This window comes from Algoriphagus winogradskyi (assembly GCF_900182815.1).
GTDB classification, from domain to species: Bacteria; Bacteroidota; Bacteroidia; order Cytophagales; family Cyclobacteriaceae; genus Algoriphagus; species Algoriphagus winogradskyi.
This window is the reverse complement of the sequence record NZ_FXUA01000003.1, coordinates 123,581-147,631: the sequence shown is the minus strand read 5'-3', so window position 1 is coordinate 147,631 and position 24,051 is coordinate 123,581. Positions and strand designations below refer to the sequence as shown.

Sequence of the window (24,051 nt, the reverse complement as noted above, 5' to 3'; positions counted from 1 at the left end):
GTTTAGTTTCTTTAATTTATATATGATTTATTTTTTTAATACACGAATTTCTACTTTTCGGTCTGTTTCAACAGACCCTTTAGATCTTCCTCTCACGATTAATCCCCCATTGCTAACTGTTATCCGTTCTGCATCTATTTTGTAATAATCAGTGAAAGCCTTGGTGACAGCAGCTACACGTTTTTCAGTAAGTGCGAGATTGTAGGCTACCGAACCGGTGTTATCTGCAAATCCAACTAACTCTACCACTACATCCTCATTTTTCTTTAAGAATTCTGATATAGGTTCAAGTTTTTCGCGCTCTTCATCAGCTAGCGTAGATTCATTTATTGCAAAGTACACTTCTACTTTACTTTCATTAAGTAACGTTTCTATGTTCTTTTCGATTACTTCCGTGACGGTCACTGTGTCCACCATACGTGGGAGATTTGAGAGACTGTCTATAAGTATTGAGTCCATAGCTATGCGGGCACGTAGTGTAGAGTCATTTGCCGCTGCTAATTCTTCTGTCTTTTTATCTCCACTAGAGGTAATTGCTGCCGTGGTTGCTGCAGTACCTCCTACGAGCAGGGCATCCTTGAGGACTTCATTGTTTTTCTTGTCTAGCTTCTCCTGTTTCTTTCTATTTTTCTCTAATTTCTTAGCGGTTTTGTCATCCATAGCTTCAGTGTTGATCGTCAACTCTTGAGGGGCCGCTTCGACTTGCTCGGGAGCTTCATACACCGGGATTTTATTCGCAAAGGCCATCATCATAGCAGAATCTCTTGTCGCTTGGGCTGTAAGCATATCAGCACGGAACTTCTCCATTTCCTCATCAAATTCCTCCCGCGTCATTGTTTCAGGATTTGATGCCGATCTTGATGAAGCAGATTGTGCTTGTGAGGCTGAATCTAGAGACAATACTGATCCGTTGCTGGAATATAAAATTCTACTCACCTGACCAGGATATATGATTAATTCCTTCATCATAGACGCAGAGTCAATAGGTGAAGTGGTGGTGTTAATTTGAATAGAGTTGAGAGAGTCCAGTTTGAATTGGTTTTCTAAAGCAAGGGTATTCAAAGTTGTCATTTTCCCCTGGGCTATGGATTTTTCACCTTCTAAGTTCTGTACTCTGGCTTGTGTCACGGCTCCAGAAACGCTTGAATCTTGCTGGGCAAGTGCAATTGTCTCATCAATGTCTGCTAACTCACGTTCAGTTGATGCCATTTCTTCATTCACTTGCGCTCTACTGTTCTGCAGAGAATCTCTCATGGCTTTTATTTGTACCAAAGCAGCCGAGTCTGTTACTGTTTGCGTTCCTAGTGATTGTCTAGTTTCAGGTAGCTGAATTACTGTGAAGTAATTATTGGTAATAGCTTGTGCCCCCATTTTAGCTCTTTCCAGCGAATCTTCTCTAGCCAATTGAGAATTTGAAAGCTCAGTTGGGACGTAAGTATAGCGCTGCGTAATTACAGGTGGATTGAAGGATTTTTTATTAGCACCTAGACTGAATTTTATACCTATTCCATGGTAAATGTACCAGTCAGGACGGCCGTTCTCCATTCCTCTATATGGGCTTTCAGCAGGTACTATATTGGTGCCTGGCTTTGCTGCATATGCTTGGAAATCATTGTCATAAGTGGATCTGTAAAGCCCGGACACATCATCCAAATAATCAGTGTTAGTTCTCTTGAAATCTGATTGGGCAAATATTTCAATGGTTTTTGTGATTCTGAAACGTACGCCTAAACCAAGATTGGCATAGTAGGAACTTGTTTTATAATTATCAGAACGCTCTGTCCCTAATGATGTCAAGTCAGTTTCGAAAGTTCCATCAGGAATTACATTAGGGTTGTTATAATCGTATCGATTTCCATCAGCATCAAGCAAATCTCCCTTGACGCTGAAGCTTTGAACCCCTAAGCCTAAAGTCAGGTAGGGTGCAAAGAATGACTTTCCTGATAGCAGCCAATTGTTATCAGGCTTGATTACAAAAGATAATCCTGCATCATATACATCCGTCTGAAAATTTAATGCACGATCAAATGAAGGACTCTCAGTATAGAGCGTTCCATCATTTTGTATAAACCTATCACTGGAACCAAATTGATAACTGCCTCCTGTAAGCATTAATCCCACGGAATTTCCAAGTGCGTATTCTATAGAAACTTGATAGGATAGTTGCTCTGAATAGGTTTTGTAGCGTTTATAGTATTGTGTAAAATTCTGGAAATTATCTGCTTTAAGAGGACGAATATCTCCAAAGTAGTTGGTGGTGCCAGCACTTGCTCCAAATCTCCATTTGTAGCCATGCAGTTGAGCCTGTGCAGAATAGGCAAAGGCAAAAGCGAGAATTAATAAACTTAGCTTTTTCATGTCCCTATCTTTTTTTGTTTCCAATACCCAACCAAAGATTGAATTCAGCACTTATTCCAACAAATGGTTGGAAGGATTTTGCGCTTTGCCCACTAAGTTGCTCGGTGGTGATGAATGTCCCTCCTGCATTTAACCGGATGAATCTGAAGAAATTATAACCCAAGCCTACATAAATAGGTCTATCTAAAACTGGTCCTGAGATTTTTTCGCCAAGTTGGTTTTCCATTTTATTGGACAAAAAGAAGCCTGTTGAGATGGACATGTTATTCATGAATCTAGCAAATGTTCTATTTCCAAGAGGAAAGGAAATTCCTGCATAAGGGCTGGTCACAAATTCCTGATCTGGCAATCCTTTACTTAGGGAGATAGCTCCATAGCCCACATTGATAGGTAGGGAATTTGCTGTTTTTTCAGTAGGATAACTATCAAAGGTATTTTCATTTACTCTTACCAGCATATTAGGACTTAGGTATTGATCTACTTCTGAGAAGAGTATGTTCTCTAAATCGGTAATGTATTCATCCGCAAACAATGCCCTAGCGTTATCAGCTTCCGACATTCCGGTTACATTATACTTTGCCTTGCCCATTTTCAGCTTTCCTCTTTGCTCCAGTTTTGCTTTGGTGATGTCACTGAATCCAGGGAATTTCTCTCCATTTGGCAATTCAAAATAATAAGCACCCTGCTCAACAATTTTTGATAGATTGTTGATCAATACTTCATCTGACTCTGAAAATTTTATTCCTCCTTTTTTGATCGTAGTGACGGTACTAAGATAGGTTTTGATGTTTTGATGAATGAGCGAACGCACCTCCGTGATCTGATCGGCGCCAGCTTTTTGGTAATAACCAAATTCTAAATAATAGTCAGTGTTTGACCGCAGTGGATCAGCCACTAATAGGTGATAGGAGAGGTCATCATAACCAAATGGAGCTTTCCAAAAATATGTATAGCCCGCCTTGTCGGTTTTTTTAGATGGGTAAATCAACAGCTTTACCATTTCTATTTTTTCAGGAATTGATCCCTGTATATAAAACTCTTCCTCAGTCGGAAGAGGTTTACCACCGTTTATTTTGCCAGTGATCAGGTCTAAATTGACTGTAGTCACTTGAGCTTTAATTTCTTGTGACCAAAATCCAAAGACTAAAGCAAAGAATATAAGTTTTTTCATAGTCTGTTAATTGAATTTCTTAAAATTGAATGCATACCCTATTAAAAGTCCAAAATTTGTATATCCTGCTTTAGTCACAACTAGTGCGCCTTCCAGCAGTTGATCTGCTTCTACATTGTAAAAACTACCCCTTTGTAAATATTCTTGAGTTGAACCAAAACTATAAATAATACCAAGTGTTAGGCTGCTCCGAGATTTTTTTATTTCTGTACCCATTGATATATGGAAGATATCCCATTGAGTGATTTCGGATTTTAATTGTCTGCTTTCTACACTTTCTTTATCAAAATAGCTGAAATCAGTTCTAAAGCTCCCTAATAATGTAATATTTTCTTTCCATCGATTTTCATATCCAATCGCAAAATTTGTAACTGGTTTCATTGCTGTTTCTACATTTAAAAAATCCTGACTGTCGATTGAATTTCCATTATCGGGTCTAACAAGTGTTCCCGGGGATGCATTTATAATTCTATATCTGTCAAATCCTCCAAAGTGGGTGAGGTTGAAACTAATGATAGAACGATTAAAAGCTTTATGAGCACCAAATGCTATTTCAAATGGAGATTTATAATTAGTTTTTAATTTTTCCTGTCGATCTGAAGCAAATGCGGTTAAAGGCTGATCTGAGCCAGCAGTATTAATATTAGATAGGGTAAGATCCTGTGCTACTGTACCATTGCCTAGCCAGTCAAGTCCTGGACTAGTCACTGCTAACCCAAAACCATAAGTGTCATTCTGATAGTTTAAGCCTAATTTTAATGCGGTTCGCAAGGCGAAATAGTTAATGAATTCATTTTGAGTTCTAGCCATCAAAATGTAATCTTCATTGTTCGTTAATGCTTTTGCAGAGAATCGGTAAGAATAGTTGACTGTGCGAATGGTATTCAATAGACTTATCCCAAACCCTAAATTAGAGCTTAGTTTTCTGCCGATCCCAAGAGCTACTGTCGTCTCTTGGACTTTGGTAATAATGCCTGATTCAGAGACTACTTCTTCTTTACCTGGACTTAATTCCTCTCCTGCGACATCGAATTCCCCCACTATTCTAGCTACTCCATTGAAATTAAAACTTACAGGAGTAAGTAAGCCATAACTCAGATTCCAATCTGATTTTGTGGCAAGCGATCCACTCACTAGCAGCGGGACAGTATTGAATTGAATGCCTTTAAAATCAGCTCGTTGACCTAATGCATTTTGAATGTTTATGTTTTCTAGACCATAGAGGTTGGCATTTATAGAAAGAGAAGTGGTGTCCAAGTAGCCGAGGTTACCAGGATTATAAAATACTCCAGCATTGTCCAGCGTATCAGTGAGCACAGCACCACCAAGGAGAGCAGCTCTAGTACCAAATTGTTTGCTCCAGTGATGCGTGTCCTGAGCATGAAGGTCTACACCTATAGCCAAAGGCAGAAAAAGCAGGCAACATAATTTTCGAAAAAGAGAATAATACATTCGGCTGGCGTCTAATTAAAAGTCAGAAAGCTATTCAATAAAAAACCTTCCCCAAATTTAAAAACTCTAAGGAAAAAAGTACTTGAATTTGAATAATGTTTAAAAAATAGAATGATTTTAATAAAACTATGGGTATTTCTGTGTATCAATCTTTAAGTATTAGTTTTAAAATCTCTCTTCTGACAAACACTATAATAAACCAGCTAATAAACCCTGCCAAAACACCGACAATTCCCCCTACCAGTATATCTGTAGGATAGTGCACCCCTAAATATATTCTGGTATAGGATATTACCGCTGCCCATAAAAACAACCAAGGCAAGAATCGAAGTTTTCCTTTCATTTTTAAATTAAGAAAAGTGGCAAACCCAAATGTATTTGCTGCATGGGACGAAGCAAACCCGTATAATCCGCCACACCTCCCATAGTTATGAATCATTCCTGACCATCGCTCATCATGGCAAGGCCGCAAACGTTCAAATAGGGGTTTCATTAGACCTGATGTAGTCTGATCTGCCAAAAGTATTGTTAAAGCAATGCCACCAAATACCCACCAGCTACTTTTTGGGTCACTCTTATAAATAAAATACAAAACGATTAAGTAGAAGGGTATCCAAGTGATCGTTTGAGTGATTTGGAAAAATACCGCGTCTAGCCAATCAACGTGATAGGAATTCAACCAGAGGAATAATTCTTCATCCCAGTTTTTGAGTTTTTCTAACATAAGTTTTAAGCTAACCAGTCAATTCCTTTCTTTAGAAGACTTTGTGTCAATTCTTCTTGTGAGCCAATTTCTGGTTCATGCATATATTCCCACTCGGCCGTAGGAGGCATACTCATCAAGATACTCTCAGTTCTTCCATTGGTGTCCAAGCCAAACTTAGTTCCTGCATCCCAAACGAGATTAAACTCTACATAGCGTCCCCTTCTTAGATTTTGCCATGCTTTTTCATTTTTACCAAATGGAATTTGAGAGTTTTTCTTCATGAAATACCCGTAAATAGTTGGAAATAAACGTCCTAAAGACAAGCTGAATTGTAAGATATGCTCAAACTCCTGATCGTCTTTAGCCTTTAGTCTATCGTAGAAAATACCTCCGATTCCACGTGTTTCATCTCTATGCTTGATGTAAAAATAATCATCTGCCCAGTTCTTGAATTTCGGATAATAGTCTACATTAAATTCATCGCAGACTTTTTTTATTTCTTGGTGGAAATATTTTGCATCTGCCACATCTATATAGTGTGGAGTTAAATCTATTCCTCCTCCAAACCAATATTCCCCATTTTCCATTTCAAAATAACGAATGTTCATGTGGATAATCGGAACCATTGGACTTTTTGGATGCAAAACTATAGATACGCCTGTAGCAAAAAAGTCAGTTTGATCTAAGTTTAGCTTTTTTAGAATTTTATCAGGGGTTGGCCCATGCACAGCCGAGAAAGCAACCCCGCCTTTTTCAATAATTTGTCCATTTTTAAAAATTCGGGTTCTACCGCCACCACCAGCTGGTCTTTCCCACTTGTCTTCGATAAACTTGCCAGATCCATCGGCTATTTCTAGTTGGCTACAGATGTAATCCTGAATTTGGCTGTAGATTTCAGCTATTTCTTCTTTGCTCTTGCGTGACATTTTTATTGTAATTCTTTTATTAGAAAGGATAACCTATGCCAAAGTTAAGCACAGTTTGGCCTTTTAAACCAAAGAGTCTATTGAAGGATATATTATCCAACACATAGCGCTCTCCTTCAGGCATTGAGGGATCTACTGCTTTGGTAGCCAAGTCAAGCCTGATTACCAAGAAATTGAAATCCATCCGTAAACCTACTCCAGCTCCCACTGCTATTTCTTTATAAAACCTATTAAATCTAAAATCAGATCCTGGACGCGAGCTATCAGTACCGATCATCCAAGCATTTCCTGCGTCGACAAAAACTGCCATATCGAAATATCCAGCCAAGTTTCTTCGATATTCCAACATAGTTTCAAAGATCATCTCTGAAGGTTGCTCGAAAGCATAATCATACCGTCCTTTTTCGCCTATAGGAGGTGTATAGCTTCCTGGACCTAATCGCCTCGCTTGCCAAGCTCTTATACTTGTACCTCCACCTGCGAAAAAATACTTTTCGTACGGGAGAATTCCGCTACTCACTCCATAGGGGTTTGCTATTCCAAAATTAGCGCGATAAGCAATAGTAGACTTTTGGTTTAAGGGATAATATCTTCTGAAATCAGCTTGAAGTTTTAGCCATTGGAATCGGGCAAAATCAGTAGTTTCGTTATTGCTTGATGCGTTTACAAAATTCAGAGTAGTTCCGCCACTTTCTACAAAGAGCTTGAGCAGCGACGCTTTATTGGTTGAATTATAGTTGCCATAATCATTGAAATTAATGATAGACTGAGCAGATACGCTACTGATTAAAGATGGAAGAAAAGACCAGATTAGGTTGTTTCCCTGGTCTTCCAAATCCAACAATACCTGCCCAAATTCATCAGAAATATTAGGTGTTCTAATGTAATTTATATCTGCAGCATTGATGGTGAACTGCTGTCTATTGCCTCGGGTAACCCAGGTATATGCGAGAAGTGCATTGAGACCAGAACGGGTGTATTCCGGGCGATTAGTATAATTATAGCCAAGTTGGGTTCTAGTGTTTGGATTGTACTGTCCAAACTTCTGTAAGCTTATTCCATAAAATGGAATAAGGAATCTTGGGAAAATAACAGAGGCAGATGCGCCAAATTCCTTACTTTGGTAAACTCCCTGATCTGTTGCTGATGCTACTCCTTCATAACCTATTCGTGCGTTGAACTCCAGAATTTCCCCCGCTCTAAAGAAATTTCTGTTTCTCAGCACAGTACTGAAGAATGGCCCGGGTAATTGCTCTGTGATGCTCAAACCTAGCTGATTGGTCAGCTGATATTTCTGATTAGGTTGAGTTAGGATCTTGGCCGTAAGACGCGTCCCAACGGTATCAAATGAAATGTTTATATACCTGAAGAGGTCAAGGTTACTTAACTGCTTTTGAGTTTCTACGATGTCTATTCGCTTGTAAATTTGCCCTTCATCAAACAATATTCTGGAGCTAAGGAGTTTTGTGGAAAAACGATCTCTATAAAATGTAAAGTCAATATCACGATAGTTTCGCTGGATTTTTTCATCCACAAACTCATCACTAGGCGGACTTATTTTGAAAGTGATTGAATCAACACTATAGACTTCATGCTTATCTGCAAAAGAGGGCTTGAGGATCCGTTGCTCAACGTTAATTTTTTTGGAAGTTGTATCGTAATAGAGATTGTAATCGATAAAACTTTTTGTAAACATGTAATATCCATTGTTTTTGAAAAGCTCTTCAAGACGTGCTCTTTCTTTAGTGAAATTGCTTTGGTCGTAACTATCTCCTTTTACTATAAATGACTTTGTGTTTGTTTCTCTGATTAAGGATAATAAGCCTTCATTCACCGAGTTGGTATAAATCGAATCAAGTACGTAGGGTTCTTTTTCTTCCAAAATATATGTTACTGTCGCTTTTTTCTTTTTGGTCTCTACTTCAAAGGAGACTTGAGCATCCAAAAAACCTTTATTATAGAGGTAATTATCAATTTCTATTACCGTTTTTTTGGTTTCTGCACTATCAAGGATAGTCACCGGATTTCCTGTTCTCATTAGGAAATTGCCATATTCTTCCATTTTTTCCAGATCCTGAATTTTTGTCTGGACTTTATCTCGCTTTTTAATAAGCTTTCGATTTGTCTGTTCTTCATCAAGAGATGTTTTTATCTCTTGTAGTTCCGATTCTTTCAGAGCTAGTTTTGCTCTCACTTTCGCAGAATCGTAAAAGAGCTGACCAAATCTGTAAATACTCACCCCGAGGGAGGAATTAGTAAGTGGGATTCTGGTATTAGGTTCTTGAAAAAATAAATTCTCAATTTCAAGATGATTAGCTTTCTGTACTCCCTTAAGCTCATTATTCTCAAGGACATACTTGCCCTCAGGCAAATTTTTGCTCAGCGAGCACGCATACATGGCCCAGAGGACACAGATAAAAAGTATATATTTGGTGAATTTCAAAATGGCAGAGTCGATCCGAATGCTTAGCAAAAATACAGTTAAGTTTATTAAATCCTTACATCAAAAGAAATTCCGAAATCAGGAACAAAAGTTCTTTGTGGAAGGTGAAAAGAGTGTTGTAGAAGTATTGAACTCAGATTTCAGGCTGGACTTACTTGTGGCTACAGATTCATTCTTTGAAAAGTATAAAAGTCTCATCGGTAAGTCTGGCGTCCAGGTGATTTTGGCTACTCAGAATCAACTTGAAACTCTAGGTCAATACCAAAGCAATGACAGTGCGCTAGCCGTAGTTCACATGAAAACAAACAGCGCTTTTGATTTCCCAAAGGGTAATTTCGTAATTGGCCTTGACGATGTGAGAGATCCAGGAAATCTCGGAACTATCATTAGAATTGCAGATTGGTATGGCATTAAAAATCTGGTTTTTTCTGACCAGACGGCTGATTTTTACAATCCTAAAGTAATCCAATCCAGCATGGGCTCTTTTACCCGAGTCAACTTTTTCTATGCGGATTTAAAAGCTGTTTTTAAGCAATGGAATGTTCCTGTGTATGGAGCATTTTTGAACGGGAAAAATGTTCACCAAATGAATCAAATCCAGGAGGGAGTGATTTTGATGGGAAATGAATCAAACGGAATTTCTACAGAACTTGAAGCTGTAGTGACAGATAAGGTGACGATTCCGGGATTCGGTGAAGCTGAGTCATTGAATGTAGCTATCGCTACCGCCATACTTTGCGATAATTTCAAGCGATTGTTAGTCAGATGATTCAAAAGTTAGCCAGAACACTCAATAAAGTCGGAATTAACGGGTTTTTGCTAGGATTATTTGCCGCTATTTTCTTAGCATGGTTATTCCCCTTTGCAGGTTCTAATCAATCTCCAGTGCCTTGGAAACCTATCATCAATGTTGGAATAGGGTTGGTTTTCTTTTTTTACGGAGTGAAGCTTGATCCAGTACAGTTGGCTACCGGGTTAAAAAACTGGAAGCTACATGTACTCATTCAGCTCACCACCTTTGTGATTTTTCCATTGCTAGTGCTTGCTCTTTTGCCTTTTATGAGCTGGATAGACAAGGATTTTCAATTAGGAATTACTTACCTCTCCGTACTTCCATCCACAGTCAGTGCCTCGGTAGTGATGGTTTCTATTTCACATGGTAATATTCCGGGGGCTATTTTCAATGCCAGTATTTCCAGTCTACTTGGAGTGGTAATATCTCCAGCCTGGATGGGGATTCTGGCAGATTCCTCAGATATTGAAATGGATTTCTTGCCTACACTGGGAGAGCTTTCTGTGAAAGTCTTATTGCCGGTAATAGTAGGTGTATTTGCACATAGATGGCTTTTCCCAAAAATAGAGAAACATCTATCAGCATTGAAATACGTGGATCAGTCGGTCATCATGATCATCGTATTTACCTCTTTTGCACAGTCATTTTCTCAGGATGTCTTTTCGCCATATAAATCCAGCGTTTTGCTCGAGGTGGGAGCGACCATGCTTGGATTATTTTTCCTTGTATGGGTGGTTATTGAAGTCTTGACGAGAATGCTGGGCTTTAGCTGGGAAGACCGGGTGACGGCATTATTTTGTGGCTCCAAAAAGTCACTTGTCCAAGGTGTAGTTATTGGGAAAGTGATTTTCCCAGATCCTGCTACGTTGGGTTTGGTTCTGCTTCCACTCATGTTGTATCACATTCAGCAACTAATTGCAGGTAGTATTATCGCATCAAGATTTTCGAGAAAGGATACCACTTATTGAAAATCTGCATTAGTCTAAGAACTACAAAAGCCCAATTTCGGGCTTTTATTGTTATGTATGTGTTTTTGAGAGTTGATCCACTAGTTGTACGTATTGATCAGCAGCTTCTTCCTTGGACTTACCTTTCATGTTCATCCAAGCATTGTACTTGGCAGCTGCTTTGAAGTCAAATCCACCTGGACGTTCTGTTTCATTGTCTCCTTCAGTAGCCTGCTTGTATAGGCCATAAAGCTTTAATAGCTCCTCGTTACTTGGTTTGGAAGTGAATTTTTTTGTTGCTGCTACGGCTTCTTCAAAGGTATTGCTAGACATTTCTTTAGTGTTTGGTTAGGGGTGAAAGCCCAAATTTAATACCAGTTGTTAATTTGCAGCTATACTTGCATATAAATAAAATAACCAGCTGATTCAGCTGGTTATTTTATTGAGTTGGGGAAGGTATTCTACGATTAACGCTTATTCATTGATACGTAGTCACGCTCATTTTCTCCAGTATATACCTGTCTTGGACGACCGATTGGTTCACCATTTTCACGCATTTCTTTCCACTGGGCGATCCAGCCTGGAAGTCTGCCTAGTGCAAACATCACTGTGAACATGTCTGTTGGGATACCAAGCGCTCTGTAGATAATTCCTGAGTAGAAATCAACGTTTGGATACAACTGACGATCGATGAAGTATTGATCATTCAATGCTGCTTGCTCCAGCTCTTTGGCGATATCCAAAACTGGATCATTAACACCTAATTTCTCCAATACATCATCAGCTGCCTTCTTGATGATTTTTGCTCTTGGATCGAAGTTCTTATAAACTCTGTGACCAAAGCCCATCAATCTGAATGGATCATTTTTGTCTTTAGCTTTGTCAAGATACTTCTTCGCGTCTCCACCATCTGCTTTGATCGCTTCCAGCATTTCGATTACAGATTGGTTTGCTCCACCATGAAGCGGACCCCATAGCGCATTGATACCTGCAGAAATAGAAGCGTAGATGCTTGCCTGAGAAGAACCAACAATTCTAACAGTAGAAGTGGAGCAATTCTGCTCGTGATCTGCGTGAAGAATCAAAAGTTTGTCTAATGCTGATGCTACTACTGGATCTACGTCATACTTTTCAGCAGGCAGCGCAAACATCATTTTCAGGAAGTTTGAACAATAGTCCAATGCATTGTCTGGATAGTTTACCGGATGACCCATTTCGTTTTTGTATGCCCATGCTGCAAAAGTTGGCATCTTTGCGATCAAACGAATAATGCTCAAGTTTACTTCCTCTTCGGTTCTATTAGGATTCAACGAATCAGGATAGAACGCCGTAAGTGCACAAATCATTGAAGAAAGCACGCCCATTGGGTGAGCATTGGACGGGAATCCCTCAAGAATCTTTTTAATGTCCTCGTGAACTAGTGTGTGATGTGTGATTTCTTTTGAGAAACTTTCATACTGAGCTTGAGTAGGGAGTTCTCCATAAATCAATAAATAAGAAACCTCAAGGAAGGTGGATTTCTCCGCCAGATCCTCAATTCTGTAACCTCTGTAGCGAAGAATTCCTTCTTCACCATCCAAAAAAGTAATGGCGCTTTTTGTAGCTCCTGTGTTTTTGTATCCTGGGTCTAGGGTGATAAGACCTGAGGATGCTCTAAGTTTTGCGATATCAATCGCTGATTCATTTTCTGTTCCGGTGATTACCGGGAATTCATAGTCTTGTCCTTTGAAAGAAAGCTTAGCTGATTCAGACATATAATTATTGTTTGGATTGCGTATTTTAAAAAACCTCGAATTAGGGTCGTAAGATAATAAAATCAGGTAGTTTTTTGGCGGTGAAAATAGCTTGGTGGAATAATATTCCTGTGAAAGTGAAAGAAATTTTAAGAAATTCTTTCGATTTACTATTAAACCTCCAATAAGTCTAGTTTGTTTCTAGTGTTTGTACCTGATTATTGAAATTCAGGAATAAAAAAAGCCCCGAAGGGCTATTTTTATATTATGCGCAGAAATGCTCGAATACTTCAACCAAGTGGTCGCCGATCATTTTTGCGTTTCTACCTTCAATATGGTGACGCTCGATGAAGTGAACCAATTCCCCGTCTTTGAATAGTGCCATTGCTGGAGAAGATGGAGGGTAAGGAAGACAAAGCTCTCTTAGTTTTTCCACTGCATCTCTGTCGTTTCCTGCAAAAACGGTAGCAAGTGTAGTTGGTTTTACGGGTGAATTCTCTACCGCATAAGTTACTCCTGGTCTTGCAGCTCCTGCCGCGCAACCGCAAACTGAATTCACTACAACAAGGGTAGTACCTTTATGGTCTGGACCAAGATGCGTTGCAACTTGCTCAGCTGTTCTGAACTCTTCAAATCCTACGCTGGAAAGTTCCGCTCTCATTGGAGCGATCAATTCTTCTGGATACATAATATTACTAGTTTATATAGTTCTTAATTAAAGAAAGCCCAATTCAAGTTTGGCTGCTTCAGACATCATATCCTGAGAATAAGGTGGGTCAAAGGTTAGTTCGATCTCCACATTATTGATTCCCTGAATCTGCTGGATTTTATCCTTGATCTCTGAAGGGATAAATTCCGCAGAAGGACAATTAGGCGATGTCAATGTCATCAACACATATACATTATTTACGGGGTAAACTGTGATCTCATAGATCAATCCTAAGTCGTACACGTCCACAGGAATCTCTGGATCATAGACCAACTTAATGGCTTGAATGACCTTTTCCTTTAGGTTTTCTATTTGTCCTACTGATGTTTCCGTTTTGCTTTCTGTTGACATACTATCAGGCATTTTGCTTGGTTTGAATAGCCAAAGCGTATAGTTTTATTTGCTTGATCATCGAGGCAAATCCATTTGAACGCTGACTTCCGATGATAGAGCCCATTCCGATTCTCTCTACGAAATTTAGTTCCGCCTTGATAATCTCTTCTGGGCTACGATAGTTCAATACTCTCAATAAAAGTGAGATCAATCCTTTGGTAATATCTGTGTTGGAATCAGCTTGGAAATGTACTTTTCCATCTTTCTCATCCGCAATCAACCATACTTTGGATTGGCAACCTTTGATGGTATTTTCCTCGATTCTCTCATTTTCAGGGAAATCTTCCAGGCTTCCACCCAGCTCCATGATGTAATAAATCGTGGATTCTTTGTCATCCCCAAGGATTTCAAATTCCGAAACTATCTCATCTTGAACTTCCTGAATACTGCTCATTTATTTTTAATTCTGGCAATTCGGCTTAGGCCTTCTGCCAATTTATCTATTTCTGATTTCGAGTTATAAACCGAGAAAGAGGCTCTCACAGTTCCCTCCAGTCCCAATCTTTTCATCAATGGCTGCGTACAGTGATGACCAGTTCTTACCGCTATTCCATTAGCATCGAGCATCATTCCTACATCGTAAGGATGCATTGCATTGATATTGAATGAGAGTACACTAACTTTTTCCTTAGCTGTTCCTACTGGGAGAAAGCCCTTGATTTGGGACAGTTGTTCGTTCGCATAGCTAAGTAGCTCGTCTTCATGTGCTCTAATAGCATCTTTACCTAGTTCGTTGATAAAGTCAATAGCTGCTTTGAAAGCGATGACATCGCCAATATTTGGAGTGCCAGCTTCGAATTTGAAAGGGATTTCATTGTAAGTGGTCTTTTCAAACGTCACTTCTTTGATCATCTCTCCACCACCTTGATAAGGTGGCATGGTTTCAAATACTTCTCTTTTTCCGTACAAACAGCCAAGACCCGTAGGACCATAAAGTTTATGCGCTGAGAAAGCAAAGAAATCACAATCCAACTCCTGCACATCAATATTCAAGTGACTGGAACTTTGCGCTCCGTCCAATAAAACTTTTGCTCCAACAGCATGTGCTGCATCAATTACCTGCTTGACAGGATTGATGGTTCCCAACGCATTCGATGCGTGAACGATACTCACCAATTTGGTCTTAGGAGAAAGTAGTTTTTCGAATTCTTCGAAAAGAATTTCCCCAGCCTCGTTGATAGGAATTACTTTTAAAATAGCTCCTTTTTCCTCGCAAAGCATTTGCCAAGGCACAATGTTGGAGTGATGCTCCAATGTAGAAATGATGATCTCGTCACCTTTTTCCACGAATTTTCTCCTAAAAGTAGAAGCTACCAAGTTGATGCCTTCTGTAGTTCCCTTAGTGAAAATGACCTCTGCAGCTTCGCGGGCATTTATAAAATGCTGAATAGCCTCTCGCGTTTCTTCGAAATAACGAGTTGCTCGATCAGCTAGCGCATGAGCTCCGCGGTGAATGTTTGAATTATCATGCTGATAATAATTCGTCAGTGCATCAAGTACAGCTTGAGGCTTTTGAGTTGTAGCGGCATTATCAAAATAGACCAAAGGTTTGCCATGCACTTCTTGATGAAGCACGGGGAACAAACCTCTGATTTTTTCTATGTCTAATCCCATTTCTTAGAAGTTACTTCCTAAGCGTTCCTGAACTTGCGCTATGCAATAGTCTCGGAAGCTCTCATCTGTGATATGCTCGATTACTTCTCCAGCTACTGCATAAAGCAATAGACCTCTTGCCTGCTCTTTGCCAATTCCTCTTGCTTGTAGGTAAAATAATGCTTCTTCATCCAACTGACCGGTTGTACAGCCGTGAGAACATTTTACATCGTCAGCCCAGATTTCAAGTTGCGGTTTAGTATTCACCACAGCATCTTCTGATAAGAGGATATTGTTATTTTGCTGAAAAGCATTGGTCTTCTGAGCATCTTGTCTTACAAAGATTTTCCCGTTGAAAACTCCTCGTGAACTGCCAGCCAGAATACCCTTATATAGTTCATTGGATTCACTGTGTGGTACAGTATGATCCACATTGGTATGATTATCCACGTGAGATTTGCCATCAAGCAAATATAAACCGTACATATTGCCTTCAGAATTGCTTCCAAGGATATTGATGCTGAGGTTGTTTCTCACCATTTCTCCAGAGAGTGAAATGTTCACTGAAGTGAATCTTCCGTCTTTCTGAATGTCTGTTTCTATATTGCTTACCTCGATCGCATTTTCACCTTCATTCTGCAATTTGTAGTAACGTATCTGAGTGTTTACTCCGCCTTTCACTTCCACAACTTTATTTACAAAGTAGGATGTGTCACTAAGGTTCACACTGTGATTGATGAAAGTTACTTCTGCGAAATCCCCCGCTTCAATCCAAACTCTAGGTTGAATCACTTGACCAGCGTTAGCTTTAAAGAAATTCAAGAATAGGATAGGCTTCTGGATCTGAGCTTTTTTTGGAACGGAAATGAAAACCCCTCCGTCAAAAGAACTTTGGTTCAAAGCACAAAACGGATCTTTCTCTGGCTTAGCAATACTTCCAAGGGCTGTACTAGCTTTTTCTGAAAGAGGTGAGATTTCCACACCCTCTACCGTAGAAGAAAGTGCTTGCTGGAAATGCCCATTGGTAAATACCAAAACATCTCCTTCGAAACCTTCAAATACATTTGATTTCACTTGCTCAGCAGTTACTTCAAAAGCTCCTGCTAACTGAAAGTTTTGAATTCTCTGCTCTATCTTTTTAGTGATCGCGGTGAATTTGTACTCTTCTGATTTATTGGTAGGGAATCCTTGGGCTTGGAAAGCTTCCTTTCCTGCTACACGAACTTGCTCAAAGCCAGTTCCTGCATTTGCCAATAATTCCACAAGTATATCTTGCTTAATAAGCGTACTCATGAGTGATGTTTTAGGATGAAAATCAAACGGTCGCCTTGGAATCTACTTCGTCTTTGATCCAGTCGTATCCTTTTTCTTCTAGCTCTAGTGCAAGCTCTTTAGTACCTGATTTTACAATTTGTCCTTTATATAAAACGTGAACAAAATCAGGGACGATGTAATCCAACAAACGCTGGTAATGAGTTACCACTATAGTTGCATTATCTTTTGATTTCAGTTGATTCACTCCGTTTGAAACGATACGAAGCGCATCGATGTCAAGTCCTGAATCAGTTTCATCCAAAATAGAAAGGGTAGGGGCAAGCATAGCCATTTGGAAGATCTCATTTCTCTTCTTTTCTCCACCAGAGAAACCTTCGTTCAGTGCTCTGCTTAGCAGCTTCTGATCCATTTCTACCAGTTTCATTTTCTCTTTCATCAGTGTCAAGAATTTCACCGCGTCAAGGGCTTCTTCACCACGGTATTCTCTCACTTGATTTACTGCAGTTCTTAGGAAGTTAGTCGAGCTAACTCCTGGAATCTCTACAGGGTACTGGAATGCAAGAAATACACCTTCTCTTGCTCTATCTTCTGGAGAAAGGTCAAGTAAATCTTTTCCTTTGAAAGAAACTTCTCCTTCAGTCACTTCATATTCTTCTCTACCTGCCAAAACTGAGGCAAGAGTAGATTTACCAGAACCATTTGGTCCCATGATCGCATGAACTTCTCCTGCTTTCACTTCTAGGTTGATACCTCTTAGGATTGGAGTCCCTTCGATAGAGGCGTGCAAATTCTTTATTGTTAACATAATTTTAAATTTGACATTTGAAATTTGAAATTGGGGCAACCTTACTTTTAGCTTTTAAACTTGTTTCCCCTTATCTCACTGTCCTTTAAATATTTTATAAAGCCGGAAATAGACTTGCTGATTTCGAGACTTTTTTCACTAGTTATACTAAGTGTTTCTTCTGTGATAAATTTTCTGTCAAAAGCTCTGTAAAGTTGAGACCTTGACTCTCCTGCTGATGCTTTGGCAATACTCAAGAATTGGATAAATTCTCTATTTCCTTCTCGCTCAAAACCTTCAGCTATATTGTCCATGATAGATCCAGAAGATGAATTAATTTGATTTTTCAGACTAAAATCATTGCTAAAACCATCTTGTTGAGTTAAGTCAAAGATAATCTTGCAATATTCTCTCGCCTTTTTCCAGATGTCTAGATCTTCAAAGCGAGTGATGGTTGCCATAATTTCAAATCAGAAATTTCAAATCTCAAATTCCGTTACCCAACAGACCCTTCTAGCGTCAATGCCAACAACTTCTGTGCTTCCACAGCAAATTCCATTGGCAATTGATTCAATACCTCTTTTGCATAACCGTTGACGATCAAAGCAACTGCATCTTCAGTAGCGATACCTCGTTGGTTGCAATAGAAAAGCTGGTCTTCACCGATCTTCGAAGTAGTCGCTTCATGCTCTACTTTCGCTGTTGGGTTATTGATGTCTATGTATGGGAAAGTATGCGCTCCACAGCGATCTCCCATCAGTAGAGAGTCACACTGAGAGAAGTTACGTGCATTTGTCGCACGTTTCATTACCTGCACTTGACCTCTATAAGAGTTCTGGGATTTACCTGCGGAAATACCTTTGGAAACGATCCTTGACTTAGTGTTTTTACCAATATGAATCATTTTCGTTCCCGTATCTGCCTGCTGATAATTATTAGTAACGGCTACAGAATAAAATTCGCCGATCGAATTATCTCCTTTAAGGATACAAGAAGGATATTTCCAAGTCACTGCCGAACCTGTTTCTACTTGTGTCCAAGAGATTTTGGAGAAGTCACCCGCGCAGATACCTCGTTTAGTTACGAAATTGTAAATCCCGCCTTTTCCTTCTTTATCACCTGGGAACCAGTTCTGAACAGTTGAATATTTAACTTCAGCATGAGCTCCAGCGTAGATTTCTACTACTGCCGCATGCAATTGATTCTCATCACGCTGCGGTGCTGTACAACCTTCCAAATAGGATACGTAAGATTCATCTTCTGCCACAATCAGTGTTCTTTCAAACTGACCGGTATTTGCAGCATTGATTCTGAAATAGGTAGAAAGCTCCATTGGGCAACGAACGCCTTTTGGAATAAAACAGAAGGAACCGTCAGAGAATACAGCAGAATTTAGCGCTGCATAATAATTGTCAGTCATTGGTACGACCGAACCTAAATATTTCTTAACCAATTCAGGATGCTCTTTTACAGCTTCGCTGAAAGAGCAGAATACGATTCCAAGTTTAGAAAGAGTTCCTTTGAATGTAGTAGCTACAGAAACTGAATCAAGAACTGCATCCACAGCTATCCCTTGGAGTTTCTTCTGCTCATTCAGATTAATACCTAAACGCTTATAAATATCCAGCAATTCAGGATCTACTTCATCCAAACTCTTTGGTTTGTTAGTCTGTTTTGGGGCAGAATAATATTTGAGAGCTTGTAAGTCAATTTTAGGGTAGTGCACATTAGCCCACTTCGGCTCAGCCATGCCCTCCCAAGTTTTGAACGCTTTCAATCTCCAATCAAGAAGCCATTGAGGCTCTTCTTTCTTGGCAGAAATCCATCGGATAGTTTCTTCAGTTAACCCTACAGGAGCCTCATCGGCTTCATAGTTCACTGACCATCCGTGTTCGTATTCTTTTGATGTTAGTTCTTCTAAAATTTGATTGTCTTTGCTCATTTTTGCTGAGTTATTTAGACTAATTACATTTTAACGGCGAAGGTACAACATATAATGAAAATAATATGTTTTTACTCATTGGATAATTCTATCGAGCATATAAGTGTTCGATAGAAAATGCCCTTATCGTCCAATCTATACCGTCTTTACAAAAAAAAAGTATTGAAGGTTCAATACTTTTCGTTTTAAATGAATTTGTATAAATCTTTTATTTAGATTTAATCTTAATTGGCTTATTTCTCTTTATCAAAAAACTGTATAGGTCTGTTTATTGATTCCTCCAATACGATCAATGTTTCTGTTCTATCAATTCCTTCCACTTTTTGAATATTGTCAAGCACAAATCGCAGATGATTGGTGTCTCTACATATAATTTTTGCAAAAATCGAATAGTTTCCTGTCGTATAATAAGCGCTTACTACTTCGGAAATTGTCTTGAGTTTTTCAATAACAGTATCGTATAAGGAGCTTTTTTCAAGGTAGATGCCTAAAAATGCGGAAATGTCATATCCTAGTTTTGAGAAATCAATATTTAAAGTTGCACTTTTTACGATACCCATATCCTCTAGTTTTTTCATGCGCACATGAACAGTTCCTGAGGATACAAAGACTTTTTTAGCGATTTCCGTGTATGGAGTCTTCGCATCTTCATTCAAAAGAGAAATGATCTTTAAGTCTATGTTATCGATATCTAAAATTTTGTCCATTTTTATCGAGTGATTTTGGATGATTGTTAATGAATCTGCCTGTAAATTAGAGATTGTTCAAAATATAGCAAAATTTTTTTTTCAATTTGTAATTAAAAGTAAAATCTACTTACTTTGGACCTGATATAAATGTTCAATCGAATATTTTGTTCATAGAGTAAAAAGTCGAATTAAAATTTGAGATCATTTGCATTTCCAAATTTTAGTTTAATTTCTTCTGAAACTTTTAATCTCTAAAGTTATATTTGGGTTTATATTCTGAAAAGGGTCTTGCTTTTGGCAAGACTTTTTTGTTTTCTGTTTAAAATTTATAATACATAAAATTGTATTTGAAAAATTAAAAGCTGTATTTTTGTGTTATGTATATCCGCTTTTCTACCAGAAGGTGGCAAAAGCAAGGTAACTTAAGAATTGAGGCCACTTTGGTCATCGCTCTTCCAATTTGATAAGCAAAGAATCTAAGGTGACTGGCAACATTGCGGATAATCATATTTTGTTTTTATACTTCGATATTATGAAAATGCGCTCTCTAAGAGTTTTAAGTTATTTAGTCCTTATTTTTTGTCTGTTTACACCTATTGCAGGTAACCCACTAGTGGCCCAGGTTTCTAATGGTGGTGCTATCGCTACAAATGATTTTGTTGAATACCATAAGCTGAAGTTGAGAAGTGTAGAAAGTGCTTCTAGCTCCTCAAAAACCAGTGAATCAACAGATTTGACTTTTACGCCACTTTCTGCTGTGGAAAATAATTTAGCTACCAACTTGAATTCTCATTGGGTTTGGTCTGAAAATACGCTTGATATTATAGATAGTTATTCCCCTTTTTTATTTAGAACCAAAAAATCTGCTCTGATTGACGAGGTGAAAATTCTACTTCAAGTAAATTCCAAGGGAAGTTTGATGGGATTTGAAGTGTTAAGCGATGTAGATAAAGGGTTGTATGAACGAATTGATTATGTGCTTAGAAAGTTGCCTGATTGTAAACCGGTTCCTGGTTTCGATACTTATGGTGTAGAAACTTTTGAGCTAATCATACAAAAATAGTAAGCTGGTTTTTCCAGCTTTTTTTTTTGAGCGGTTAGTGAATAGTATGTGGGTAATTTACTTTTGAGGGGTGCCTGATAGCCGGTTTTTCGAAAAGTATTATCGAAAATGCGATTTTTGGGTTCTTGGTCCTATACTATTAGCTAATCTACTTTACTATGAAATTTCACAAATTGGGAGCTACACTTTTAGTGTTACTCTTGGTATCGCAAATTCTTTTTGCGCAACAGAAAAGACCATTGACCCATGCCGATTATGATGGTTGGGAAAGAATGGCTTCTGAGAAAATAACTAAAAATGGCCAATGGGTGGGTTTTCAAATCAGCCCTCAAGATGGAGATGATAGGCTGGAGATTTTTTCTTTCAAAAATCCCTCAACCCGTCAGGTTATTCCACGAGGAACTTCCTTTGAATTTTCTGCAGATGATTTATATGCGGTGGGAAAAATAGTTCCTGAGGCTGATTCAGTTTATTTATTGAAATTGAAAAAGACAAAGAAGGAGGATATGCCAACTGACAGCCTATTCATTTATAATATGGAAGCCGGCAGTTTGGAGAAATTCCCAAGAGTAAAATCATTTTCACTCCCTGAAAAGGCTGGAAGTTGGGTTGCTATTCATTTTGAAAAAGAGAAAAAAGAGAAAGCTAAAGTGGATAAAGAAGTCGAAAATGATTCTACCACTAAAGCTGAAAAACCTAAAAAGACTGAAGGAACACTGCTTAACGTAAGGAAATTGGATGGATCTCTGAGCTATGATTTTGAACGAGTGAAGTCATACAGCTTCTCCAAAGATGGAGCTTTTCTTCATTACGTCCTTGCCGAAGAAGATACCTTAGACAATGTTGCTTTATACCTACTTAACCTTGAGAGCGGGGAGAGTAAACTGATCTCTGAAGGCATGACTTCCTATTCTGAAGTAACATTCTCACCTAAAACAAAGTACTTGGCATATTTAGCAACCGATGATTCTGCAAAGTCTAAGAAACCATATCATTCACTTTTCCTTGTAAAGACTGCTACTGCTGATCTTAAAGAAATTGTAACAAAAGATTCTGAGGGAATTTTAAGTAATGGGAGAATAAGCGAGAATGGTAATCTTAAATTCTCTGAAAGTGAAGAACGCCTATTTTTTGGTGTAGCTCCAGACTACGTAGATTATAGCTATGAAAGTGATACCACAATATTAGACGATCAAAGAGTTAGCTTGGATATTTGGGGATGGCAGGATTCGGAGATTCAGCCCATGCAGCTCAAGAATAAGGGAAGGGAAGAACGTTTCTCTTACCTAGCTGCTATAGATCTTACCACTGATAAAATCACTCAACTTGCTGATTTAGAAGTGAAAAATGTGAGCTTGGAACCAAAAGTAGAGCGTGATTTTGGGCTGGCCTATTCAGATGCCCCTTATCGGATCAATTACAGTTGGGATATTCAGATTGGTAGAGATTTGTACTTGATTGATTTCACCGATGGTTCAAAGGCCTTGATTGAGAAGGACGCTTCAGGATTTCCTTCGATTTCACCAGAAGGCAAGTATGTTTACTGGTATGATGGACGTGATAGTAGCTGGGTAGCTTACGATGTAGCGAAGAAATCGAAAATTAATCTCACCAAAGAACTCTCAGAAGTATTCTACGAAGAGTTGCATGACTCACCATCTCTTCCTGGAAGCTATGGTAACGCGGGTTGGCTAGCTGGTGATGAGGCATTTCTGGTATATGATAGGTTCGATATTTGGAAAATAGACCCTGTAAATCCTTCTTCTGCTATTAACTTGACTCAGGGAGAAGGAAGAAAGTCTTCCATAGTTTTTAGAAGACAGGATCTGGATAGAGAAGAGCGTAGTATCGATCCCAAAGGGCAGTTATTACTAACTGCATTTAATGAAAAAACAAAAGATGCAGGCTATTTCACTGGTTCTTTTGATGGCAAAACTGCTCCAAAGCAGTTAATAATGACAGCAAATCGTTATTCCGGACTGACCAAAGCCAAGGAAAGTTCAGAAGTTATTTTAAACAAATCTACTTATCAAGAGAACCCAGACCTTTATCTAGGGGATCTGAGTTTTAAGAATCTTAAAAAGGTGTCTAACCTCAATCCTCAACAGGCCAGTGTTAATTGGGGGTCAGTGGAATTAGTGGAATATGTGAGCAATGATGGAGATCCTTTGCAAGGCCTACTGTTCAAGCCTGAGGATTTTGATGAGTCAAAGAAATATCCAATGATGGTTTATTTCTATGAGAGAAATAGTGATGGTTTACACAATTATAGAGCTCCCGCACCTAGCGCTTCAACGATTAACATCCCATATTTTGTCAGTAACGACTACTTGGTTTTTGTACCTGATATCAAATATGAATTGGGACTTCCAGGGCCAAGTGCCTATAGCTGCATTATCCCAGGTGTTCAGTCAATTGTGGCCAAAGGCTTCGTAGATGCTGATAATATTGCGATTCAGGGACAGAGCTGGGGTGGTTATCAAGTAGCTTATCTTATCACTCAAACTGACATGTTTAAAGCTGCAGGAGCTGGTGCGCCGGTAGTGAATATGACTTCAGCTTATGGAGGAATCCGATGGGGAACTGGCATGAGCCGCATGTTCCAATACGAGCAAACACAATCTAGAATAGGAGGGACTCTTTGGGAAAAACCAGTCTATTATATAGAGAACTCTCCTCTGTTTTTTATGGATAGAGTCAAAACGCCAGTACTGATCATGCATAATGACGAAGATGGATCTGTGCCGTGGTATCAGGGGATAGAGATGTTTATGGCATTGAAGCGATTGAATCAGCCAGCTTGGTTACTTCAATATAATGGTGAGGATCACAATTTGGTACAACGTAAAAATAGAAAGGATTTATCAGTTCGATTAAGTCAGTTCTTTGATCATTACCTAAAGGGAGCTCCAGCACCTCTTTGGATGACAGAAGGGCTGCCTGCTGTGCAGAAAGGTAAGACATTAAAATATGAGCTCAATCAATAATTGATTTTTACTAAAATGGCCTTCAATTTATAATGGAGGCCATTTTTTTTTGACTAAATTTTAACTAATTCAGGGTTTTTTATAGCT

21 protein-coding genes are annotated in these 24,051 nt (G+C 38.8%); 4 read left to right on the top strand and 17 right to left on the bottom strand.

All coding sequences use genetic code 11. The features are described from left to right. Positions 1-27 precede the first annotated feature (27 nt). From QOL76_RS09170 to tamL, 6 genes are all read right to left on the bottom strand, one after another. A complete protein-coding gene (locus tag QOL76_RS09170) occupies positions 28-2,358 on the bottom strand; it encodes an OmpA family protein (protein WP_283412656.1) in 2,331 nt (776 codons plus the stop codon). Positions 2,359-2,362: 4 nt separating this feature from the next. Continuing rightward, on the bottom strand, positions 2,363-3,529 hold the full coding sequence (locus QOL76_RS09165; RefSeq protein ID WP_283412655.1) for a hypothetical protein: 1,167 nt from the start codon (positions 3,527-3,529) through the stop codon (positions 2,363-2,365). Positions 3,530-3,535: 6 nt separating this feature from the next. Then, positions 3,536-4,981, bottom strand: coding sequence for a hypothetical protein (locus QOL76_RS09160; RefSeq protein WP_283412654.1), 1,446 nt, complete (start codon positions 4,979-4,981; stop codon positions 3,536-3,538). 145 nt (positions 4,982-5,126) lie between these two features. Next, the gene (locus QOL76_RS09155; RefSeq protein ID WP_283412653.1) at positions 5,127-5,705 is read right to left on the bottom strand and encodes a phosphatase PAP2 family protein; all 579 of its coding nucleotides are present in this window, start codon (positions 5,703-5,705) and stop codon (positions 5,127-5,129) included. Between the two features lie 5 nt (positions 5,706-5,710). Next, positions 5,711-6,613 carry an oxygen-dependent coproporphyrinogen oxidase gene (gene hemF / locus QOL76_RS09150; RefSeq protein ID WP_283412652.1) on the bottom strand — a complete coding sequence of 301 codons (903 nt, stop codon included), beginning with the start codon at positions 6,611-6,613 and terminating at the stop codon, positions 5,711-5,713. A gap of 19 nt (positions 6,614-6,632) precedes the next feature. Beyond that, positions 6,633-9,056, bottom strand: a complete 2,424-nt coding sequence (gene tamL / locus QOL76_RS09145) for a translocation and assembly module lipoprotein TamL (protein ID WP_283412651.1) — start codon at positions 9,054-9,056, stop codon at positions 6,633-6,635. 19 nt (positions 9,057-9,075) lie between these two features. Between tamL and QOL76_RS09140 the strand changes: the two genes are divergently transcribed. Both QOL76_RS09140 and QOL76_RS09135 read left to right on the top strand, forming a co-directional pair. Next, a complete protein-coding gene (locus QOL76_RS09140) occupies positions 9,076-9,825 on the top strand; it encodes a TrmH family RNA methyltransferase (RefSeq protein ID WP_283413125.1) in 750 nt (249 codons plus the stop codon). Next, entirely contained in the window at positions 9,822-10,817 is a 996-nt protein-coding gene (locus tag QOL76_RS09135; RefSeq protein ID WP_283412650.1) for a bile acid:sodium symporter family protein, read from the top strand. Before QOL76_RS09140 ends, QOL76_RS09135 begins: the two co-directional genes overlap by 4 nt. Before the next feature lie 51 nt (positions 10,818-10,868). Here QOL76_RS09135 and QOL76_RS09130 read toward each other — a convergent pair whose 3' ends face one another. The 11 genes from QOL76_RS09130 to QOL76_RS09080 form a co-directional block, all read right to left on the bottom strand. Beyond that, positions 10,869-11,129, bottom strand: coding sequence for an acyl-CoA-binding protein (locus QOL76_RS09130; protein WP_283412649.1), 261 nt, complete (start codon positions 11,127-11,129; stop codon positions 10,869-10,871). Between the two features lie 134 nt (positions 11,130-11,263). Next, on the bottom strand, positions 11,264-12,550 hold the full coding sequence (locus QOL76_RS09125) for a citrate synthase (RefSeq protein ID WP_283412648.1): 1,287 nt from the start codon (positions 12,548-12,550) through the stop codon (positions 11,264-11,266). Between the two features lie 244 nt (positions 12,551-12,794). After that, positions 12,795-13,217 carry a BrxA/BrxB family bacilliredoxin gene (locus QOL76_RS09120; protein ID WP_283412647.1) on the bottom strand — a complete coding sequence of 141 codons (423 nt, stop codon included), beginning with the start codon at positions 13,215-13,217 and terminating at the stop codon, positions 12,795-12,797. A 27-nt stretch (positions 13,218-13,244) separates the two neighbouring features. After that, positions 13,245-13,601, bottom strand: coding sequence for an iron-sulfur cluster assembly protein (locus QOL76_RS09115; RefSeq protein ID WP_283412646.1), 357 nt, complete (start codon positions 13,599-13,601; stop codon positions 13,245-13,247). Next, entirely contained in the window at positions 13,594-14,025 is a 432-nt protein-coding gene (locus tag QOL76_RS09110) for a SufE family protein (RefSeq protein WP_283412645.1), read from the bottom strand. The genes QOL76_RS09115 and QOL76_RS09110 overlap by 8 nt, the downstream gene beginning before the upstream one ends. Continuing rightward, a complete protein-coding gene (locus tag QOL76_RS09105) occupies positions 14,022-15,245 on the bottom strand; it encodes a cysteine desulfurase (RefSeq protein ID WP_283412644.1) in 1,224 nt (407 codons plus the stop codon). Before QOL76_RS09105 ends, QOL76_RS09110 begins: the two co-directional genes overlap by 4 nt. 3 nt (positions 15,246-15,248) lie before the next feature. Next, positions 15,249-16,517: a Fe-S cluster assembly protein SufD gene (gene sufD, locus QOL76_RS09100; protein WP_283412643.1), complete on the bottom strand. Its 1,269-nt coding sequence runs from the start codon at positions 16,515-16,517 to the stop codon at positions 15,249-15,251. A 22-nt stretch (positions 16,518-16,539) separates the two neighbouring features. Further along, positions 16,540-17,304 (bottom strand): Fe-S cluster assembly ATPase SufC, encoded by a 765-nt coding sequence (gene sufC, locus QOL76_RS09095; RefSeq protein ID WP_283412642.1) that lies wholly within the window; start codon positions 17,302-17,304, stop codon positions 16,540-16,542. A gap of 47 nt (positions 17,305-17,351) precedes the next feature. Continuing rightward, the gene (locus QOL76_RS09090; protein WP_283412641.1) at positions 17,352-17,744 is read right to left on the bottom strand and encodes a four helix bundle protein; all 393 of its coding nucleotides are present in this window, start codon (positions 17,742-17,744) and stop codon (positions 17,352-17,354) included. 35 nt (positions 17,745-17,779) lie between these two features. Beyond that, positions 17,780-19,225, bottom strand: coding sequence for a Fe-S cluster assembly protein SufB (sufB, locus tag QOL76_RS09085; protein ID WP_283412640.1), 1,446 nt, complete (start codon positions 19,223-19,225; stop codon positions 17,780-17,782). A gap of 233 nt (positions 19,226-19,458) precedes the next feature. Then, on the bottom strand, positions 19,459-19,932 hold the full coding sequence (locus QOL76_RS09080; protein ID WP_057935770.1) for an Lrp/AsnC ligand binding domain-containing protein: 474 nt from the start codon (positions 19,930-19,932) through the stop codon (positions 19,459-19,461). Positions 19,933-20,446: 514 nt separating this feature from the next. Between QOL76_RS09080 and QOL76_RS09075 the strand changes: the two genes are divergently transcribed. Both QOL76_RS09075 and QOL76_RS09070 read left to right on the top strand, forming a co-directional pair. Next, the gene (locus QOL76_RS09075; protein WP_283412639.1) at positions 20,447-20,977 is read left to right on the top strand and encodes a hypothetical protein; all 531 of its coding nucleotides are present in this window, start codon (positions 20,447-20,449) and stop codon (positions 20,975-20,977) included. Between the two features lie 158 nt (positions 20,978-21,135). Beyond that, positions 21,136-23,964, top strand: a complete 2,829-nt coding sequence (locus QOL76_RS09070) for an alpha/beta hydrolase family protein (protein ID WP_283412638.1) — start codon at positions 21,136-21,138, stop codon at positions 23,962-23,964. The last annotated feature ends 87 nt before the right edge of the window (positions 23,965-24,051 follow it).

Bases quoted from the DNA above. Each gene is read 5' to 3' on its own strand.
- QOL76_RS09075 (WP_283412639.1), top strand. From the start codon at position 20,447: ATGAAAATGCGCTCTCTAAGAGTTTTAAGTTATTTAGTCCTTATTTTT.
- QOL76_RS09070 (WP_283412638.1), top strand. From the start codon at position 21,136: ATGAAATTTCACAAATTGGGAGCTACACTTTTAGTGTTACTCTTGGTA.
- QOL76_RS09125 (WP_283412648.1), bottom strand. From the start codon at position 12,550: ATGTCTGAATCAGCTAAGCTTTCTTTCAAAGGACAAGACTATGAATTC.
- QOL76_RS09135 (WP_283412650.1), top strand. From the start codon at position 9,822: ATGATTCAAAAGTTAGCCAGAACACTCAATAAAGTCGGAATTAACGGG.
- QOL76_RS09170 (WP_283412656.1), bottom strand. From the start codon at position 2,358: ATGAAAAAGCTAAGTTTATTAATTCTCGCTTTTGCCTTTGCCTATTCT.
- QOL76_RS09155 (WP_283412653.1), bottom strand. From the start codon at position 5,705: ATGTTAGAAAAACTCAAAAACTGGGATGAAGAATTATTCCTCTGGTTG.
- hemF (WP_283412652.1), bottom strand. From the start codon at position 6,613: ATGTCACGCAAGAGCAAAGAAGAAATAGCTGAAATCTACAGCCAAATT.
- QOL76_RS09140 (WP_283413125.1), top strand. From the start codon at position 9,076: ATGCTTAGCAAAAATACAGTTAAGTTTATTAAATCCTTACATCAAAAG.
- QOL76_RS09110 (WP_283412645.1), bottom strand. From the start codon at position 14,025: ATGAGCAGTATTCAGGAAGTTCAAGATGAGATAGTTTCGGAATTTGAA.
- QOL76_RS09120 (WP_283412647.1), bottom strand. From the start codon at position 13,217: ATGTATCCAGAAGAATTGATCGCTCCAATGAGAGCGGAACTTTCCAGC.
- QOL76_RS09160 (WP_283412654.1), bottom strand. From the start codon at position 4,981: ATGTATTATTCTCTTTTTCGAAAATTATGTTGCCTGCTTTTTCTGCCT.
- QOL76_RS09130 (WP_283412649.1), bottom strand. From the start codon at position 11,129: ATGTCTAGCAATACCTTTGAAGAAGCCGTAGCAGCAACAAAAAAATTC.
- sufB (WP_283412640.1), bottom strand. From the start codon at position 19,225: ATGAGCAAAGACAATCAAATTTTAGAAGAACTAACATCAAAAGAATAC.
- QOL76_RS09115 (WP_283412646.1), bottom strand. From the start codon at position 13,601: ATGCCTGATAGTATGTCAACAGAAAGCAAAACGGAAACATCAGTAGGA.
- QOL76_RS09080 (WP_057935770.1), bottom strand. From the start codon at position 19,932: ATGGACAAAATTTTAGATATCGATAACATAGACTTAAAGATCATTTCT.
- QOL76_RS09165 (WP_283412655.1), bottom strand. From the start codon at position 3,529: ATGAAAAAACTTATATTCTTTGCTTTAGTCTTTGGATTTTGGTCACAA.
- QOL76_RS09105 (WP_283412644.1), bottom strand. From the start codon at position 15,245: ATGGGATTAGACATAGAAAAAATCAGAGGTTTGTTCCCCGTGCTTCAT.
- sufC (WP_283412642.1), bottom strand. From the start codon at position 17,304: ATGTTAACAATAAAGAATTTGCACGCCTCTATCGAAGGGACTCCAATC.
- QOL76_RS09090 (WP_283412641.1), bottom strand. From the start codon at position 17,744: ATGGCAACCATCACTCGCTTTGAAGATCTAGACATCTGGAAAAAGGCG.
- sufD (WP_283412643.1), bottom strand. From the start codon at position 16,517: ATGAGTACGCTTATTAAGCAAGATATACTTGTGGAATTATTGGCAAAT.